This is a genomic window from Shigella sp. FC1661, from assembly GCF_001712525.1.
Lineage (GTDB): Bacteria > Pseudomonadota > Gammaproteobacteria > Enterobacterales > Enterobacteriaceae > Escherichia > Escherichia coli.
In genome coordinates, this window is the sequence record NZ_MDGW01000579.1 from 1 (window position 1) to 17924 (window position 17924).

17 protein-coding genes and 3 pseudogenes are annotated in these 17924 nt (G+C 51.0%); 15 read left to right on the top strand and 5 right to left on the bottom strand.

Annotated features, from left to right (window positions below):
* Both BFF42_RS28485 and malI read right to left on the bottom strand, forming a co-directional pair.
* Nucleotides 1–68, bottom strand: a 68-nt coding sequence (locus tag BFF42_RS28485) for a hypothetical protein (protein ID WP_241012944.1), incomplete at its 3' end; no start/stop codon positions are given.
* A 142-nt stretch (nucleotides 69–210) separates the two neighbouring features.
* Nucleotides 211–1239 carry a mal regulon transcriptional regulator MalI gene (malI, locus tag BFF42_RS23495; protein WP_000179513.1) on the bottom strand — a complete coding sequence of 343 codons (1029 nt, stop codon included), beginning with the start codon at nucleotides 1237–1239 and terminating at the stop codon, nucleotides 211–213.
* Nucleotides 1240–1413: 174 nt separating this feature from the next.
* On the opposite strand from malI, the pseudogene malX reads away from it, so the two are divergent.
* The 3 genes and pseudogenes from malX to add all read left to right on the top strand — a co-directional run bounded on the left by malX (nucleotide 1414) and on the right by add (nucleotide 5292).
* Nucleotides 1414–3005 (top strand): annotated as a pseudogene (gene malX, locus BFF42_RS23500) (PTS maltose transporter subunit IICB).
* Between the two features lie 9 nt (nucleotides 3006–3014).
* Nucleotides 3015–4187, top strand: coding sequence for a bifunctional maltose regulon transcriptional repressor/cystathionine beta-lyase MalY (gene malY, locus BFF42_RS23505; protein ID WP_000459379.1), 1173 nt, complete (start codon nucleotides 3015–3017; stop codon nucleotides 4185–4187).
* A gap of 103 nt (nucleotides 4188–4290) precedes the next feature.
* Entirely contained in the window at nucleotides 4291–5292 is a 1002-nt protein-coding gene (gene add / locus BFF42_RS23510; RefSeq protein ID WP_000567500.1) for an adenosine deaminase, read from the top strand.
* A gap of 34 nt (nucleotides 5293–5326) precedes the next feature.
* Here the strand turns inward: add and BFF42_RS23515 are convergent, their stop codons facing one another.
* Nucleotides 5327–6367: an oxidoreductase gene (locus BFF42_RS23515; protein ID WP_001282498.1), complete on the bottom strand. Its 1041-nt coding sequence runs from the start codon at nucleotides 6365–6367 to the stop codon at nucleotides 5327–5329.
* Nucleotides 6368–6609: 242 nt separating this feature from the next.
* Here BFF42_RS23515 and blr point away from each other — a divergent pair, with 242 nt between their 5' ends.
* From blr to gstA, 12 genes and pseudogenes are all read left to right on the top strand, one after another.
* Nucleotides 6610–6735: a division septum protein Blr gene (gene blr, locus BFF42_RS23520; RefSeq protein WP_001300888.1), complete on the top strand. Its 126-nt coding sequence runs from the start codon at nucleotides 6610–6612 to the stop codon at nucleotides 6733–6735.
* A 272-nt stretch (nucleotides 6736–7007) separates the two neighbouring features.
* Nucleotides 7008–7223, top strand: coding sequence for a transcription modulator YdgT (ydgT, locus tag BFF42_RS23525; protein WP_000217950.1), 216 nt, complete (start codon nucleotides 7008–7010; stop codon nucleotides 7221–7223).
* A gap of 85 nt (nucleotides 7224–7308) precedes the next feature.
* Nucleotides 7309–7749, top strand: a complete 441-nt coding sequence (locus BFF42_RS23530; protein WP_004983493.1) for a DUF2569 domain-containing protein — start codon at nucleotides 7309–7311, stop codon at nucleotides 7747–7749.
* Nucleotides 7750–7825: 76 nt separating this feature from the next.
* Nucleotides 7826–8407 (top strand): electron transport complex subunit RsxA, encoded by a 582-nt coding sequence (rsxA, locus tag BFF42_RS23535; protein ID WP_000133193.1) that lies wholly within the window; start codon nucleotides 7826–7828, stop codon nucleotides 8405–8407.
* Nucleotides 8407–8985 carry an electron transport complex subunit RsxB gene (gene rsxB / locus BFF42_RS23540; protein WP_000991824.1) on the top strand — a complete coding sequence of 193 codons (579 nt, stop codon included), beginning with the start codon at nucleotides 8407–8409 and terminating at the stop codon, nucleotides 8983–8985. Before rsxA ends, rsxB begins: the two co-directional genes overlap by 1 nt.
* Nucleotides 8978–10798, top strand: a pseudogene (gene rsxC, locus BFF42_RS23545) (electron transport complex subunit RsxC); the annotation flags it as partial. The gene rsxB and the pseudogene rsxC, both read left to right, overlap by 8 nt.
* An 18-nt stretch (nucleotides 10799–10816) precedes the next feature.
* Entirely contained in the window at nucleotides 10817–11875 is a 1059-nt protein-coding gene (gene rsxD, locus BFF42_RS23550) for an electron transport complex subunit RsxD (protein ID WP_000231954.1), read from the top strand.
* A 3-nt stretch (nucleotides 11876–11878) separates the two neighbouring features.
* Nucleotides 11879–12499 (top strand): electron transport complex subunit RsxG, encoded by a 621-nt coding sequence (gene rsxG / locus BFF42_RS23555; RefSeq protein WP_000920784.1) that lies wholly within the window; start codon nucleotides 11879–11881, stop codon nucleotides 12497–12499.
* Between the two features lie 3 nt (nucleotides 12500–12502).
* Complete coding sequence (gene rsxE, locus BFF42_RS23560; RefSeq protein ID WP_001289657.1) at nucleotides 12503–13198, top strand: electron transport complex subunit RsxE; 696 nt, start codon at nucleotides 12503–12505, stop codon at nucleotides 13196–13198.
* Nucleotides 13198–13833 carry an endonuclease III gene (gene nth / locus BFF42_RS23565; RefSeq protein WP_001030339.1) on the top strand — a complete coding sequence of 212 codons (636 nt, stop codon included), beginning with the start codon at nucleotides 13198–13200 and terminating at the stop codon, nucleotides 13831–13833. The genes rsxE and nth overlap by 1 nt, the downstream gene beginning before the upstream one ends.
* A 610-nt stretch (nucleotides 13834–14443) precedes the next feature.
* The gene (dtpA, locus tag BFF42_RS23570) at nucleotides 14444–15946 is read left to right on the top strand and encodes a dipeptide/tripeptide permease DtpA (RefSeq protein WP_000100931.1); all 1503 of its coding nucleotides are present in this window, start codon (nucleotides 14444–14446) and stop codon (nucleotides 15944–15946) included.
* Between the two features lie 105 nt (nucleotides 15947–16051).
* Nucleotides 16052–16657 (top strand): glutathione transferase GstA, encoded by a 606-nt coding sequence (gene gstA, locus BFF42_RS23575; protein WP_000765749.1) that lies wholly within the window; start codon nucleotides 16052–16054, stop codon nucleotides 16655–16657.
* A 43-nt stretch (nucleotides 16658–16700) separates the two neighbouring features.
* Here gstA and pdxY read toward each other — a convergent pair whose 3' ends face one another.
* Both pdxY and BFF42_RS23585 read right to left on the bottom strand, forming a co-directional pair.
* On the bottom strand, nucleotides 16701–17564 hold the full coding sequence (gene pdxY, locus BFF42_RS23580) for a pyridoxal kinase PdxY (RefSeq protein ID WP_073692830.1): 864 nt from the start codon (nucleotides 17562–17564) through the stop codon (nucleotides 16701–16703).
* Nucleotides 17565–17585: 21 nt separating this feature from the next.
* A pseudogene (locus BFF42_RS23585) lies at nucleotides 17586–17924 on the bottom strand (IS1-like element IS1B family transposase); the annotation flags it as partial.

The window sequence follows — 17924 nt, forward strand, 5'->3', positions numbered from 1 at the left end:
CGCAGAGAATCGTAACGGGATACCAGATCAAGAGCCTGTCCAATGTGCATAAAAAAATCCGGAAACAAGTGAGCGTTTCCGGATTCTTACACAGCCACTGGATCGGTCAACTGATCCTTAACTGATCGGCATTACACCGCCTGTGTGCCACATTTTTTATCATTAACCTTGAGGAAAGGACACTACCAGGTATAGCAGATAAAGAGAGGATTATTTCGCTGCAATGAGCCGGGCGGGAATAATAAGATTGCGTGAATGCGTCTCTTCATGGGTGATTTTTTGCATCATGCGATCCGCAAGTGTGGTACCAAGTTCCCGCGCAGGCGTGCTGGCCCAGGTAACGGGTATATCATCAAGTGTGGTTGGTGTCGCATCGGTAAATGCCGCCAGCGAAACTTGTTGCTCAAAGTAACGATCGACTCCGCTTTCCCCGCTTTGCCGCCCTGCTTTCAGCAAACCAAACCATGCCCCCATCGCAATAGTTTCGTTATAGCAAACCACAGCACTGATGGTCGGGTTATGACGTAAAAGCGCCGTGATAGCTTCCGCAGCTTGCTTCTGGCTGGATGTGCACTCCAGCACCCAATCGCTGTGAAACGGCAGGCCAAATTTTAGTAGAGTTGCACAATAGCCTCCCACCCGTTCTGCCCGGGTTAATGAGGAACTTTGCCCTCCCAGCCAGGCGATCCGCTGATGCCCATTGCGAATGAGATGCTCCGTCAACAACTGTGCAGCCTGCATGTTGTCCGGGCGAACCGTATCAACATCATCAAGATAACTGGCACGGGAAGCGAAAATCACCGGGATAGCTTTTTCTTCTGCCATCCGTCGCAGGTCATCGCTGCTTCCTGCAGCCCCGGCAATTACCACACCATCGACCCCCTGATTCAGTAACAGTGAAAACCGCTGTGCCAGCTGCTCGCCGTCTTTACCGCCGTGAAGCAAAAAAACCATCCGTCCCTGCGCTTCCAGAGCTTCCGTCAATCCGGCCGTCAATTCGGCGTAAAACGGCGCAGATAAATCACGGACGATCAAACCAATGACGCCGCTTTGCCCGCCGCGCAGCGCCGACGCCTGGCGATTGCGCACAAATCCCAGCTCTTCAATGGCGGCGTTAACGCGTTCTCCTGTGGCGGTAGAGATTCGCCCTTTGCCACTAAGCACCAGCGAAACGGTACTTACCGACACGCCCGCAGCCAGCGCAACATCATGAATGGTTATTTTTTTGGCGGTAGCCATGCAGATGACCTACTCCCTGATTATGTGACAGATAAAACGTTTTACCTTTTATTTATCTTATACCCGCTATTATCGTTGCGTAATGTGATTTATGCCTCACTAAAATTTGATAAAACGTTTTATCTTCTCGCGCAATTTACTGAATCCAGATTGTTCTCTACGAGGAGTCGTTTTATGACGGCGAAAACAGCACCGAAAGTCACGCTGTGGGAGTTCTTCCAGCAGTTAGGCAAAACCTTCATGTTACCCGTGGCATTATTGTCGTTCTGCGGCATTATGCTCGGCATTGGTAGTTCTCTTAGCAGCCATGATGTCATAACCCTGATCCCGGTCCTGGGCAACCCCGTGTTGCAGGCTATCTTTACCTGGATGAGTAAGATTGGCTCGTTTGCTTTTAGTTTCCTGCCTGTCATGTTCTGTATCGCCATCCCGCTGGGCCTGGCACGCGAAAATAAAGGCGTAGCGGCATTCGCTGGCTTCGTCGGTTATGCGGTAATGAACCTCGCGGTAAACTTCTGGTTGACCAATAAAGGCATTCTGCCAACCACGGATGCCGCGGTTCTGAAAGCCAATAACATCCAGAGCATTCTTGGGATCCAGTCGATCGATACCGGGATCCTCGGTGCGGTGATCGCCGGTATTATCGTCTGGATGCTGCATGAGCGTTTCCATAATATCCGCCTGCCGGATGCGCTGGCATTCTTCGGCGGTACGCGCTTCGTACCAATTATCTCCTCGCTGGTGATGGGCCTTGTCGGCCTGGTGATTCCATTAGTCTGGCCGATTTTCGCCATGGGTATTAGCGGCTTGGCCATATGATAAACAGCGCGGGTGATTTCGGACCGATGCTGTTTGGTACCGGTGAACGTCTGCTGTTGCCGTTTGGTCTGCATCACATTCTGGTGGCATTAATTCGCTTTACCGACGCAGGCGGCACGCAGGAAGTCTGCGGTCAAACCGTCAGCGGCGCACTGACCATCTTCCAAGCGCAATTGAGTTGCCCGACCACTCACGGTTTTTCTGAAAGCGCCACGCGTTTCCTTTCGCAAGGTAAAATGCCTGCGTTTCTCGGCGGTCTGCCAGCTGCAGCGTTAGCTATGTATCACTGCGCGCGCCCGGAAAATCGCCATAAAATTAAAGGTCTGCTGATTTCTGGCCTGATCGCCTGCGTCGTTGGCGGCACTACCGAACCGCTGGAATTCCTGTTCCTGTTCGTAGCGCCAGTTCTGTATGTCATCCACGCGCTGTTAACCGGCCTCGGCTTCACCGTCATGTCTGTGCTCGGCGTCACCATCGGTAATACCGACGGCAATATCATCGACTTCGTGGTGTTCGGTATTTTGCATGGTCTGTCAACCAAGTGGTACATGGTGCCAGTGGTGGCGGCAATCTGGTTTGTCGTTTACTACGCCATCTTCCGTTTCGCTATCACCCGCTTCAATCTCAAAACCCCGGGGCGCGATAGCGAAGTTGCCAGCTCAATCGAAAAAGCCGTTGCCGCTGCGCCGGGTAAATCAGGTTACAACGTTCCTGCAATCCTCGAAGCATTAGGCGGTGCCGACAATATTGTCAGCCTCGATAACTGCATTACCCGTCTGCGTTTGTCTGTGAAAGATATGTCGCTTGTTAATGTGCAGGCACTGAAGGACAATCGGGCAATTGGCGTAGTACAACTTAATCAACATAACCTGCAGGTTGTTATCGGGCCACAAGTTCAGTCAGTAAAAGATGAAATGGCCGGTCTGATGCATACTGTCCAGGCATAAGGATAAGATATGTTCGATTTTTCAAAGGTCGTGGATCGTCATGGCACATGGTGTACACAGTGGGATTATGTCGCTGACCGTTTCGGCACTGCTGACCTGTTACCGTTCACGATTTCAGACATGGATTTTGCCACTGCCCCCTGCATTATAGAGGCGCTGAATCAGCGCCTGATGCACGGCGTATTTGGCTACAGCCGCTGGAAAAACGATGAGTTTCTCGCGGCTATTGCCCACTGGTTTTCCACCCAGCATTACACCGCCATCGATTCTCAGACGGTGGTGTATGGCCCTTCTGTCATCTATATGGTTTCAGAACTGATTCGTCAGTGGTCTGAAACAGGTGAAGGCGTGGTGATCCACACACCCGCCTATGACGCATTTTACAAGGCCATTGAAGGTAACCAGCGCACAGTAATGCCCGTTGCTTTAGAGAAGCAGGCTGATGGTTGGTTTTGCGATATGGGCAAGTTGGAAGCCGTGTTGGCGAAACCAGAATGTAAAATTATGCTCCTGTGTAGCCCACAGAATCCTACCGGGAAAGTGTGGACGTGCGATGAGCTGGAGATCATGGCTGACCTGTGCGAGCGTCATGGTGTGCGGGTTATTTCCGATGAAATCCATATGGATATGGTTTGGGGCGAGCAGCCGCATATTCCCTGGAGTAATGTGGCTCGCGGAGACTGGGCGTTGCTAACGTCGGGCTCGAAAAGTTTCAATATTCCCGCCCTGACCGGTGCTTACGGGATTATAGAAAATAGCAGTAGCCGCGATGCCTATTTATCGGCACTGAAAGGCCGTGATGGGCTTTCTTCCCCTTCGGTACTGGCGTTAACTGCCCATATCGCCGCCTATCAGCAAGGCGCGCCGTGGCTGGATGCCTTACGCATCTATCTGAAAGATAACCTGACGTATATCGCAGATAAAATGAACGCCGCGTTTCCTGAACTCAACTGGCAGATCCCACAATCCACTTATCTGGCATGGCTTGATTTACGTCCGTTGAATATTGACGACAACGCGTTGCAAAAAGCACTTATCGAACAAGAAAAAGTCGCGATCATGCCGGGGTATACCTACGGTGAAGAAGGTCGTGGTTTTGTCCGTCTCAATGCCGGCTGCCCACGTTCGAAACTGGAAAAAGGTGTGGCTGGATTAATTAACGCCATCCGCGCTGTTCGTTAACCCCAATTGCGCAACGTAAAAAATCGTTGCGCAATCGTGGATTTTTACCCTGCTTTGTTTTTATAATGGTGCGCACTTTTATATCCAGAAAAAGAGTGCGACCATGATTGATACCACCCTGCCATTAACTGATATCCATCGCCACCTTGATGGCAACATTCGTCCCCAGACCATTCTTGAACTTGGCCGCCAGTATAATATCTCGCTTCCTGCACAATCCCTGGAAACACTGATTCCCCACGTTCAGGTCATTGCCAACGAACCCGATCTGGTGAGCTTTCTGACCAAACTTGACTGGGGCGTTAAAGTTCTCGCCTCTCTTGATGCCTGCCGCCGCGTGGCATTTGAAAACATTGAAGATGCAGCCCGTAACGGCCTGCACTATGTCGAGCTGCGTTTTTCACCAGGCTACATGGCAATGGCACATAAGCTGCCTGTAGCGGGTGTTGTCGAAGCGGTGATCGATGGCGTACGTGAAGGTTGCCGCACTTTTGGTGTGCAGGCGAAGCTTATCGGCATTATGAGCCGAACCTTCGGCGAAGCCGCCTGTCAGCAAGAGCTGGAGGCCTTTTTAGCCCACCGTGACCAGATTACCGCACTTGATTTAGCCGGTGATGAACTTGGTTTCCCGGGAAGTCTGTTCCTTTCTCACTTCAACCTTGCGCGTGATGCGGGCTGGCATATTACCGTCCATGCAGGCGAAGCTGCCGGGCCGGAAAGCATCTGGCAGGCGATTCGTGAACTGGGTGCGGAGCGTATTGGACATGGCGTAAAAGCCATTGAAGATCGGGCGCTGATGGATTTTCTCGCCGAGCAACAAATTGGTATTGAATCCTGTCTGACCTCCAATATTCAGACCAGCACCGTAGCAGAGCTGGCTGCACATCCGCTGAAAACGTTCCTTGAGCATGGCATTCGTGCCGGCATTAACACTGACGATCCCGGCGTACAGGGAGTGGATATCATTCACGAATATACCGTTGCCGCGCCAGCTGCTGGGTTATCCCGCGAGCAAATCCGCCAGGCACAGATTAATGGTCTGGAAATGGCTTTCCTCAGCGCTGAGGAAAAACGCGCACTGCGAGAAAAAGTCGCCGCGAAGTAACAAAATGGATGGTGCAAATTGCACCATCCATTTTTCATGCAAGGCACAAAGTCGCGCGATGTTTGGCGGATTCGATGCCCAGCTCAATCAACTCCATTACCTGGATTGCCTGGCTTGCCGGAACCGGATTTTCACCATCGCCATTTAACGCATCACGAATAGCCGCATAGTAAGCCGGATAATTCCCAGGTACCGTCAACAGCGTTTCTTCGACACGTTCCTCACCTTCCACGCGGGTAAGTACGCCATCACGCATATCGTAGCCCCAGTCTTCCTGCGGCAGACGCTCGCCATTTTTCAGACGTTCTTCCTGTGGATCGAGGCCATATTTCACATAACTGCCTCGGGATCCATGCACGATATACCGTGCTGACTCAGCGGCTGCCAGCATGGTACCGTGTAAAATGACTCGCCGCTGTGGATAGGACAAGATGGCGTGGAAATAATCGGTCGACTGCGCTCCGGGCCGTAACTGTGCCAAATCTACCGTCATGCTGACCGGTAAACCAAATAGCGTAATGGCCTGATCAAGAAGATGCGGTGCTAAATCGTACCAGATACCGCTGCCTGGGCCGCCCTGTTCACGCCAACGATCGCGCACCTGCGGACGGAAGCGGTCAAAATGAGACTCAAAGTAAGCAACTTCACCCAGCACGCCTTCCGCGAGCAAACCTTTTAGCTTCAAGAAATCGCTATCCCAACGACGGTTATGGAATACAGACAGCACACGCCCCAGGCTTTTTGCCAGCGCATCCAGCTCTCGCGCTTGTGACAGTGTCACGGTAAAGGGTTTATCAACGACCACATGTTTACCCGCCTCAAGCGCCGCTTTGGCTAACGGGAAATGGGTATCGTTGGGTGTAGGAATGACAATCAGGTCTATGTTGGGATCGTTAAACAGATGCTTCGGCTCAGAGACAACCGTAACCGTTGGCCAGTCGGCTTTTACTTTTGTTTCATCACTGCTGGAGATTACCGCCAGTTCCAGCCCGGGCGTGCCCGCAATCAGGGGCGCATGGAAGGTTTTGCTCGCATAACCATACCCAATCAACCCAACACGGATGTTGTCGCTCATGTCATTGCCTCTCATTGAAGTATGATTGCTATTTGACACTATCCTTTACCCACGCTCAACAGTTTAATAACCTGCCAGCAATAAGGGATGTTGTTTAACTTAAGTCAAAAAAATAGCGAATTTTCCAACGACAAAAGCTAAATATCGCAAAAACCTCAGTAAAAATCTTGCTGGAGCTATTATTGCTAAGTAACATTTACCCCCTGAAGTTAATGGATCAATCAAGAGAGATGTGGGCTGTAATGAATCGTCTTATTGAATTAACAGGTTGGATCGTTCTTGTCGTTTCAGTCATTCTTCTTGGCGTGGCGAGTCACATTGACAACTATCAGCCACCTGAACAGAGTGCTTCGGTACAACACAAGTAAGCTCTGCGCTTGTAGAGCGCCATGCTGCCCGTCCGGGTGCATGTTTTCACTTGTCGGATATTAAACCAGGAATTTATTATCTTGTTCGATGTTGTTGGTGATTGTCAGGGATAGTAAAGCGCGTTACTCTTTTCAGAGCAGTTTTTCATCCCTGAATATTTGCCATCAGCGCATTCTTATTATTGTAATAACACAAGCGTTCACTTTTGGTGAAATTTTATCATCACTAATAATACCTACCCCTTTGGTATTAATTATTTTATGGACCTTTTATGACTGTTCAGGACTACTTATTAAAATTTCGCAAAATCAGTTCACTCGAAAGTCTGGAAAAACTCTACGACCATCTTAATTACACCCTGACGGACGATCAGGAACTGATCAATATGTATCGTGCTGCCGATCACCGTCGCGCAGAGCTGGTTTCTGGCGGGCGTTTGTTTGACCTCGGCCAGGTACCGAAGTCCGTCTGGCACTATGTCCAATAAAGAAAGTAGCGATCGGTTATAAAAGCCTTATAATAACGCCCCTAAAATTAGATTTGCCTGTTTGCGTCGCTATTCTGGAGAACCTATGACCACCACAACGCCACAACGTATTGGAGGCTGGTTGCTTGGCCCGTTGGCCTGGCTTTTAGTCGCTCTGTTGAGTACGACGCTGGCGTTGTTGCTGTATACCGCTGCGTTATCTTCTCCGCAAACATTTCAAACGCTCGGCGGACAAGCACTGACGACACAAATCTTATGGGGCGTTTCTTTTATTACCGCTATCGCCATGTGGTATTACACACTGTGGTTGACCATCGCTTTCTTTAAACGTCGGCGTTGTGTTCCTAAACACTATATTATCTGGCTGCTTATTTCCGTATTGCTGGCAGTAAAAGCATTCGCTTTTTCACCCGTGGAAGATGGCATAGCCGTTCGCCAGTTGCTGTTTACTTTGTTGGCAACCGCATTGATCGTCTCCTATTTCAAACGCTCGTCGCGGGTAAAAGCGACATTTGTGAATCCGTAATAACCTTACAGTTAACCTGTTGTCGCCTGCTCTGGATTAACGGATAATAGGCGGCTTTTTTATTTCAGGCCGAAAAATGACTGACTACCTGTTACTGTTTGTCGGAACTGTACTGGTCAATAACTTTGTACTGGTCAAGTTTCTCGGTCTCTGTCCGTTTATGGGGGTTTCCAAAAAACTGGAAACCGCGATGGGCATGGGGCTGGCAACAACGTTTGTGATGACGCTGGCGTCTATTTGCGCCTGGCTTATCGATACGTGGATTTTGATCCCACTTAATCTGATTTACCTGCGCACCCTGGCATTTATTCTGGTGATTGCTGTGGTCGTGCAGTTCACCGAGATGGTGGTGCGCAAAACCAGCCCGGTGCTTTACCGTCTGCTGGGGATTTTTTTGCCGCTTATCACCACCAACTGTGCAGTGCTCGGCGTGGCGTTGCTGAATATCAATCTCGGGCACAATTTCTTGCAGTCGGCGCTGTACGGTTTTTCCGCCGCTGTCGGTTTCTCGCTGGTGATGGTGCTCTTCGCCGCCATCCGCGAACGCCTTGCTGTGGCTGATGTCCCGGCACCTTTTCGCGGTAATGCCATTGCGTTAATTACCGCAGGTCTTATGTCTCTGGCCTTTATGGGCTTTAGTGGTTTGGTGAAGTTGTAATGAATGCTATCTGGATTGCCGTTGCCGCCGTGAGCCTGCTGGGCCTGGCGTTTGGCGCCATTCTGGGTTATGCCTCCCGCCGTTTTGCGGTGGAAGACGATCCGGTCGTTGAGAAAATTGACAAAATCTTACCGCAGAGCCAGTGTGCTCAGTGCGGTTATCCCGGCTGTCGCCCCTACGCGGAAGCCATCAGCTGTAACGGTGAAAAAATCAACCGTTGCGCCCCAGGTGGCGAAGCTGTGATGCTAAAAATTGCCGAGTTGCTTAATGTCGAGCCGCAGCCGCTGGATGGCGAAGCGCAAGAGCTAACGCCTGCGCGGATGGTGGCGGTTATTGATGAAAATAACTGTATTGGCTGCACTAAATGTATTCAGGCTTGTCCGGTAGACGCCATCGTTGGCGCTACCCGTGCCATGCATACGGTAATGAGTGATCTCTGTACGGGCTGCAATTTATGTGTTGATCCGTGCCCGACGCACTGCATCTCGTTGCAACCGGTCGCAGAAACACCTGACTCCTGGAAATGGGATCTGAACACCATTCCCGTGCGTATCATTCCCGTGGAACACCATGCTTAAGTTATTCTCTGCATTCAGAAAAAATAAAATCTGGGATTTCAACGGCGGCATCCATCCACCGGAGATGAAAACCCAGTCCAACGGTACACCCCTGCGCCAGGTACCACTGGCGCAGCGTTTTGTTATTCCACTGAAACAGCATATTGGCGCTGAAGGTGAGTTGTGCGTTAGCGTCGGCGATAAAGTATTGCGCGGCCAGCCGCTTACCCGTGGTCGCGGCAAAATGCTGCCTGTTCACGCGCCCACCTCGGGTACCGTTACGGCTATTGCGCCCCACTCTACGGCTCATCCTTCAGCTTTAGCTGAATTAAGCGTGATTATTGATGCCGATGGTGAAGACTGCTGGATCCCGCGCGACGGCTGGGCCGATTATCGCACTCGCAGTCGCGAAGAGTTAATCGAGCGCATACATCAGTTTGGTGTTGCCGGGCTGGGCGGTGCAGGATTCCCGACAGGCGTTAAATTGCAGGGTGGCGGAGATAAGATTGAAACGTTGATTATCAACGCGGCTGAGTGCGAGCCGTACATTACCGCCGATGACCGTTTGATGCAGGATTGCGCGGCTCAGCTCGTAGAGGGTATTCGCATTCTTGCGCATATTCTGCAGCCACGCGAAATTCTTATCGGCATTGAAGATAACAAACCGCAGGCGATTTCCATGCTGCGCGCGGTGCTGGCGGACTCTAACGATATTTCTCTGCGGGTGATTCCAACCAAATATCCTTCTGGCGGTGCTAAACAATTAACCTACATTCTGACCGGGAAGCAGGTTCCACATGGCGGGCGTTCATCCGATATCGGCGTATTAATGCAAAACGTCGGCACTGCTTATGCAGTGAAACGTGCCGTTATTGATGGCGAGCCGATTACCGAGCGTGTTGTAACCCTGACTGGCGAAGCAATCGCTCGCCCGGGCAACGTCTGGGCACGGCTGGGGACGCCAGTGCGTCATTTATTGAATGATGCCCGATTCTGCCCCTCTGCCGATCAAATGGTGATTATGGGTGGCCCGCTAATGGGCTTTACCTTGCCATGGCTGGATGTCCCGGTCGTAAAGATTACCAACTGTCTGTTGGCTCCCTCTGCCAATGAACTTGGCGAACCACAGGAAGAACAAAGCTGCATCCGGTGTAGCGCCTGTGCTGACGCCTGCCCTGCGGATCTTTTGCCGCAACAGTTGTACTGGTTCAGCAAAGGTCAGCAACACGATAAAGCTACCACGCATAACATTGCTGATTGCATTGAATGTGGGGCTTGCGCGTGGGTTTGCCCGAGCAATATTCCCCTGGTGCAATATTTCCGTCAGGAAAAAGCTGAAATTGCGGCTATTCGTCAGGAAGAAAAGCGCGCCGCAGAAGCCAAAGCGCGTTTCGAAGCGCGCCAGGCTCGTCTGGAGCGCGAAAAAGCGGCTCGCCTTGAACGACATAAGAGCGCAGCCGTTCAACCTGCAGCCAAAGATAAAGATGCGATTGCTGCCGCTCTGGCGCGGGTGAAAGAGAAACAGGCCCAGGCTACACAGCCTATTGTGATTAAAGCGGGCGAACGCCCGGATAACAGTGCAATTATTGCAGCACGGGAAGCCCGTAAAGCGCAAGCCAGAGCGAAACAGGCAGAACTGCAGCAAACTAACGACGCAGCAACCGTTGCTGATCCACGTAAAACTGCCGTTGAAGCAGCTATCGCCCGCGCCAAAGCGCGCAAGCTGGAACAGCAACAGGCTAATGCGGAACCAGAAGAACAGGTTGATCCGCGCAAAGCGGCAGTTGCCGCGGCTATTGCCCGCGCTCAGGCCAAAAAAGCCGCCCAGCAAAAGGTTGTAAACGAGGACTAAATGGTATTCAGAATAGCTAGCTCCCCTTATACCCATAACCAGCGCCAGACATCGCGCATTATGCTGTTGGTGTTGCTCGCAGCCGTGCCAGGAATCGCAGCGCAACTGTGGTTTTTTGGTTGGGGTACTCTCGTTCAGATCCTGTTGGCATCGGTTAGTACTCTGTTAGCCGAAGCTCTCGTACTCAAACTACGCAAGCAGTCGGTAGCCGCAACGTTGAAAGATAACTCAGCATTGCTGACAGGCTTATTGCTGGCGGTAAGTATTCCCCCCCTCGCGCCATGGTGGATGGTCGTGCTGGGTACGGTGTTTGCGGTGATCATCGCTAAACAGTTGTATGGCGGTCTGGGGCAAAACCCGTTTAATCCGGCAATGATTGGTTATGTGGTCTTACTGATCTCCTTCCCGGTGCAGATGACCAGCTGGTTACCGCCACATGAAATTGCGGTCAACATCCCTGGTTTTATCGACGCCATACAGGTTATTTTCAGCGGGCATACCGCCAGTGGTGCTGATATGAACACACTACACTTAGGTATTGATGGCATTAGTCAGGCGACACCGCTGGATACATTTAAAACCTCTGTCCGTGCCGGTCATTCGGTTGAACAGATTATGCAATATCCGATCTACAGCGGTATTCTGGCGGGCGCTGGTTGGCAATGGGTAAATCTCGCCTGGCTGGCTGGCGGCCTGTGGTTGCTATGGCAGAAAGCGATTCGCTGGCATATTCCCCTCAGCTTCTTAGTAACGCTGGCGTTATGCGCAACGTTGGGCTGGTTGTTCTCACCAGAAACACTGGCAGCACCGCAAATTCATCTGCTGTCTGGTGCGACCATGCTCGGCGCATTCTTTATTTTGACTGACCCGGTTACCGCTTCTACGACCAATCGTGGTCGTCTTATTTTCGGCGCGCTTGCGGGCTTATTAGTCTGGTTGATCCGCAGTTTCGGCGGCTATCCTGACGGCGTGGCTTTTGCCGTCCTGCTGGCGAACATCACGGTTCCTCTGATCGATTACTACACGCGTCCGCGCGTCTACGGCCATCGCAAAGGGTAAACCATGCTGAAAACTATCCGAAAACACGGCATTACGTTAGCGCTATTTGCAGCGGGTTCAACAGGGTTAACTGCGGCCATCAACCAGATGACCAAAACGACGATTGCTGAACAGGCAAGTCTGCAACAAAAGGCATTATTTGATCAGGTGCTGCCAGCCGAACGCTATAACAATGCGCTGGCACAGAGTTGCTATCTGGTAACTGCGCCAGAGTTAGGTAAAGGTGAGCATCGGGTTTACATCGCCAAACAGGATGACAAACCGGTAGCCGCCGTTCTGGAAGCAACCGCGCCAGATGGCTATTCCGGTGCGATTCAGCTGCTGGTGGGAGCCGATTTTAACGGCACGGTACTTGGCACGCGCGTGACAGAGCACCACGAAACGCCAGGGCTTGGCGATAAAATCGAACTGCGCCTTTCTGACTGGATCACCCATTTTGCGGGTAAAAAAATCAGTGGTGCGGATGATGCGCACTGGGCGGTGAAGAAAGATGGTGGTGATTTCGACCAGTTCACCGGCGCGACGATTACTCCCCGCGCGGTGGTTAATGCGGTAAAACGCGCCGGATTGTACGCTCAGACGTTACCGGCACAACTTTCTCAACTTCCTGCCTGTGGAGAATAAAGCGTGAGCGAAATTAAAGACGTTATTGTTCAGGGGTTGTGGAAAAACAACTCTGCGCTGGTCCAGTTGCTCGGCCTTTGTCCTCTGTTGGCGGTCACGTCCACTGCCACTAATGCTCTGGGTTTAGGACTTGCGACTACGCTGGTACTGACGCTGACCAACCTGACCATTTCGACGCTGCGTCACTGGACGCCAGCCGAGATCCGCATTCCCATTTACGTGATGATCATCGCCTCGGTGGTCAGCGCTGTACAGATGCTGATCAACGCCTACGCCTTTGGCCTGTATCAATCATTAGGGATTTTTATTCCGCTGATTGTCACTAACTGTATCGTTGTGGGCCGCGCTGAAGCCTTCGCCGCCAAAAAAGGTCCGGCGCTTTCGGCACTGGACGGCTTTTCAATTGGTATGGGCGCAACCTGCGCCATGTTCGTGCTGGGTTCACTACGCGAAATTATCGGCAATGGCACATTGTTTGACGGTGCAGATGCGCTGTTAGGTAGCTGGGCAAAAGTATTACGCGTGGAGATTTTCCACACCGACTCCCCTTTCCTGCTGGCGATGCTGCCACCAGGTGCATTTATTGGCCTGGGACTGATGCTGGCAGGAAAATACCTGATTGATGAAAGAATGAAAAAGCGCCGTACTGAAGCAGCTGCCGAACGTGCATTGCCAAACGGTGAAACAGGGAATGTCTGATGAACAAAGCAAAACGCCTGGAGATCCTCACTCGCCTGCGTGAGAACAATCCTCATCCCACCACCGAGCTTAATTTCAGTTCGCCTTTTGAATTGCTGATTGCCGTACTGCTTTCCGCTCAGGCGACCGATGTCAGTGTTAATAAGGCGACGGCGAAACTCTACCCGGTGGCGAATACGCCTGCAGCGATGCTTGAACTGGGCGTTGAAGGGGTTAAAACCTATATCAAAACGATTGGGCTTTATAACAGCAAAGCAGAAAATATCATCAAAACCTGCCGTATCTTACTGGAGCAGCATAATGGCGAGGTTCCGGAAGATCGTGCTGCGCTTGAAGCCCTGCCCGGCGTAGGTCGTAAAACAGCCAACGTCGTATTAAACACTGCATTCGGCTGGCCGACTATTGCTGTCGACACGCACATTTTCCGCGTTTGTAATCGTACTCAATTTGCGCCGGGGAAAAACGTTGAACAGGTAGAAGAAAAGCTACTGAAAGTGGTTCCGGCAGAGTTTAAAGTCGACTGCCACCATTGGTTGATCCTGCACGGGCGTTATACCTGCATTGCCCGCAAGCCCCGCTGTGGCTCTTGTATTATTGAAGATCTTTGTGAATACAAAGAGAAAGTTGACATCTGAAGAAAAGGGGTAACACCGATTACCCCATTGATAACCTTTCTTTATCCTCTTTTAAAACATCTTTTTAACGTGAATGATGCCATTGCTTAGCGTTATCATCAGGTAATCCGTTTGCGGATAACCAAAAATGCAGGTTAATTGTTTTTTTAATAGCGAAATTTTCTATTCATTCGTGATCAAGATCACGATGCTGTCGCAATGTAAAAACATTGCAATAATCAGGTTAAAATCATTTAAATTTACACACGCAACAAATATTGACCTACAAAACATTACACTGGCTATTTTTCAGAAACTGGACTATCTCACTAGCAAAAACGCTAAATAGCAGAACATATCGCCGTTAAGCCATCATCCCCCTCTCAGTGCAGTGAAAAAATCTGCCGTTACGTTTTTTGAAAAATTTAACGCTGGATAACATTTCCCGGAATGGTTGAATTCCCCGCCTCAGTTATATGTAACAGATTATTACAAAGGACTTGTCTGAAAGTGCAAGATAGTGAACATTACCTGCCGTTTCCCCTCCCACTATAACAATTGCGCGTATGTTTTTTAGACATAACGCGAGAAAGCACCCCCGTTAATATGGGATGTAAAAAAAGAGGTCAAAGTGTCCACTGCAAACCAAAAACCAACTGAAAGCGTCAGTTTGAACGCTTTCAAACAACCGAAGGCGTTCTATCTCATCTTCTCGATTGAGTTATGGGAACGTTTTGGTTATTACGGCCTACAAGGAATTATGGCTGTTTACCTGGTTAAACAACTGGGTATGTCTGAAGCGGATTCAATCACCCTTTTCTCTTCCTTTAGTGCCCTGGTTTATGGTCTGGTCGCTATCGGCGGCTGGTTAGGTGACAAAGTACTGGGTACTAAACGCGTAATTATGCTCGGCGCTATTGTGCTGGCGATTGGTTATGCTCTGGTTGCCTGGTCTGGTCACGACGCCGGTATCGTTTATATGGGTATGGCGGCTATTGCGGTCGGTAACGGCCTGTTTAAAGCTAACCCGTCTTCTCTGCTTTCTACATGCTATGAGAAAAACGACCCGCGTCTGGACGGTGCATTCACCATGTACTACATGTCCGTCAACATCGGCTCTTTCTTCTCTATGATTGCTACGCCGTGGCTGGCCGCGAAATACGGCTGGAGTGTTGCGTTTGCGTTGAGCGTTGTAGGCCTGCTGATCACTATCGTTAACTTCGCCTTCTGCCAACGCTGGGTTAAACAGTACGGTTCAAAACCAGACTTCGAGCCTATCAACTACCGTAACCTGCTGCTGACCATTATTGGTGTTGTGGCACTGATCGCTATCGCCACCTGGCTGCTGCACAATCAGGAAGTTGCGCGTATGGCGCTGGGCGTTGTTGCCTTCGGTATCGTGGTTATCTTCGGTAAAGAAGCCTTCGCGATGAAAGGTGCTGCGCGTCGTAAAATGATCGTTGCCTTCATCCTGATGCTCGAAGCCATTATCTTCTTCGTGCTGTACAGCCAGATGCCAACGTCACTGAACTTCTTTGCGATTCGTAACGTTGAGCACTCCATTCTGGGTCTGGCCGTAGAACCTGAGCAGTATCAGGCACTGAACCCGTTCTGGATCATCATCGGTAGTCCGATTCTGGCCGCTATCTATAACAAGATGGGCGATACCCTGCCGATGCCAACCAAGTTTGCAATCGGCATGGTGATGTGTTCTGGTGCGTTCCTGATTCTGCCGCTGGGTGCGAAATTCGCGTCTGACGCTGGTATCGTGTCTGTAAGCTGGCTGGTCGCAAGCTATGGCCTGCAGAGCATCGGGGAACTGATGATCTCTGGTCTGGGTCTGGCAATGGTTGCACAACTCGTTCCGCAGCGTCTGATGGGCTTCATTATGGGTAGCTGGTTCCTGACCACTGCCGGTGCAAACCTGATTGGTGGTTATGTTGCGGGTATGATGGCTGTGCCGGATAACGTTACCGACCCGCTGATGTCACTGGAAGTTTATGGTCGCGTATTCTTGCAGATTGGTGTCGCTACTGCCATTATTGCAGTACTGATGCTGCTGACCGCGCCTAAACTGCACCGTATGACGCAGGATGACGCTGCAGACAAAGCGGCGAAAGCTGCTGTAGCGTAAAATTCAGGGAAACTCTTTTACAAGCCGCTAACTTTTCGTTAGCGGCTTTTTTTTTGTTCAGCAACGCACTACCATACTTTAAACCACAGACAAAAGGAGTTACCGATGAAATTGTTCTACAAACCGGGTGCCTGCTCTCTCGCTTCCCATATCACCCTGCGTGAGAGCGGAAAGGATTTTACCCTCGTCAGTGTGGATTTAATGAAAAAACGTCTCGAAAACGGTGACGATTACTTTGCCGTTAACCCTAAGGGGCAGGTGCCTGCATTGCTGCTGGATGACGGTACTTTGCTGACGGAAGGCGTAGCGATTATGCAGTATCTTGCCGACAGCGTCCCCGACCGCCAGTTGCTGGCACCGGTAAACAGTATTTCCCGCTATAAAACCATCGAATGGCTGAATTACATCGCCACCGAGCTGCATAAAGGTTTCACACCTCTGTTTCGCCCTGATACACCGGAAGAGTACAAACCGACAGTTCGCGCGCAGCTGGAGAAGAAGCTGCAATATGTGAACGAGGCACTGAAGGATGAGCACTGGATCTGCGGGCAAAGATTTACAATTGCTGATGCCTATCTGTTTACGGTTCTGCGCTGGGCATACGCGGTGAAACTGAATCTGGAAGGGTTAGAGCACATTGCAGCATTTATGCAACGTATGGCTGAACGTCCGGAAGTACAAGACGCGCTGTCAGCGGAAGGCTTAAAGTAATAGCCATCGGCCCACAGGTCGTTGTGGGCCGAAATGAGATATTTCAGAGCTTTGTTGCGCTGAAGTAATGTTCTGGTTTGGCAATACGATCCTGAGCAGCCACCACTTGCAGCTCATATTCCTGCATTGCTTTGGTGGTCACCATGATTTCGTAGACTGCAGCGGTCACATGTTCCAGCGCCTCCTGCAGCGTTGCCCCCTGAAGCAGTTTCACCAGCAGTAAACCGCTCGTCACATCACCAACACCTACCGGCTGGCGCATACCAAAATCCACCAGCGGACGGCTGATATGCCAGGCTTCATCGGCGGTGACCAGCAGCATTTCAAAACGGTCACGGCTGTAGCCAGCTCGCGCCAGGTGTTTAACCAACACAATTTGTGGCCCTTGCGCAATGAGTTCGCGCGCTGCCAGAACCGCTTCTTCGACGTTATTTACCGCATGCTCACAGAGTATTTCCAGCTCAACCAGATTCGGCGCAATGATATCGCTGGCAGGCAAACCGTGCCGCACATGAAACTCTGCGACACCCGGTGCAACGATACAGCCTTTTTCCGGATGACCCATTACCGGATCGCAAAAATATTTCGCCTGCGGATTCGCGGCTTTCACCTGACGGACGATACCGAGGATATGTTCACCCTGCTCCGCCGATCCCAGATAGCCACTTAACACGGCATCACAGGTGTGTAATTTATCAATGGCGGCAATGCCTTGCACAATTTCGGTTAAATGGCTGGGCGGCATCACGCAGCCAGTCCATTTGCCGTACTGGGTGTGATTAGAAAATTGAACGGTGCTCAGCGGCCAGACGTTCGCGCCCAGGCGGCGCATAGGAAACTCTGCCGCACTGTTACCCGCATGACCATAAACAACGTGAGACTGGATAGCGAGAATATTTTTCATCATGTTCCCGGTAATGACTCCAACTTATTGATAGTGTTTTATGTTCAGATAATGCCCGATGACTTTGTCATGCAGCTCCACCGATTTTGAGAACGACAGCGACTTCCGTCCCAGCCGTGCCAGGTGCTGCCTCAGATTCAGGTTATGCCGCTCAATTCGCTGCGTATATCGCTTGCTGATTACGTGCAGCTTTCCCTTCAGGCGGGATTCATACAGTGGCCAGCCATCCGTCATCCATATCACCACGTCAAAGGGTGACAGCAAGCTCATAAGACGCCCCTGCGTCGCCATAGTGCGTTCACCGAATACGTGCGCAACAACCGTCTTCCGGAGCCTGTCATACGCGTAAAACAGCCAGCGCTG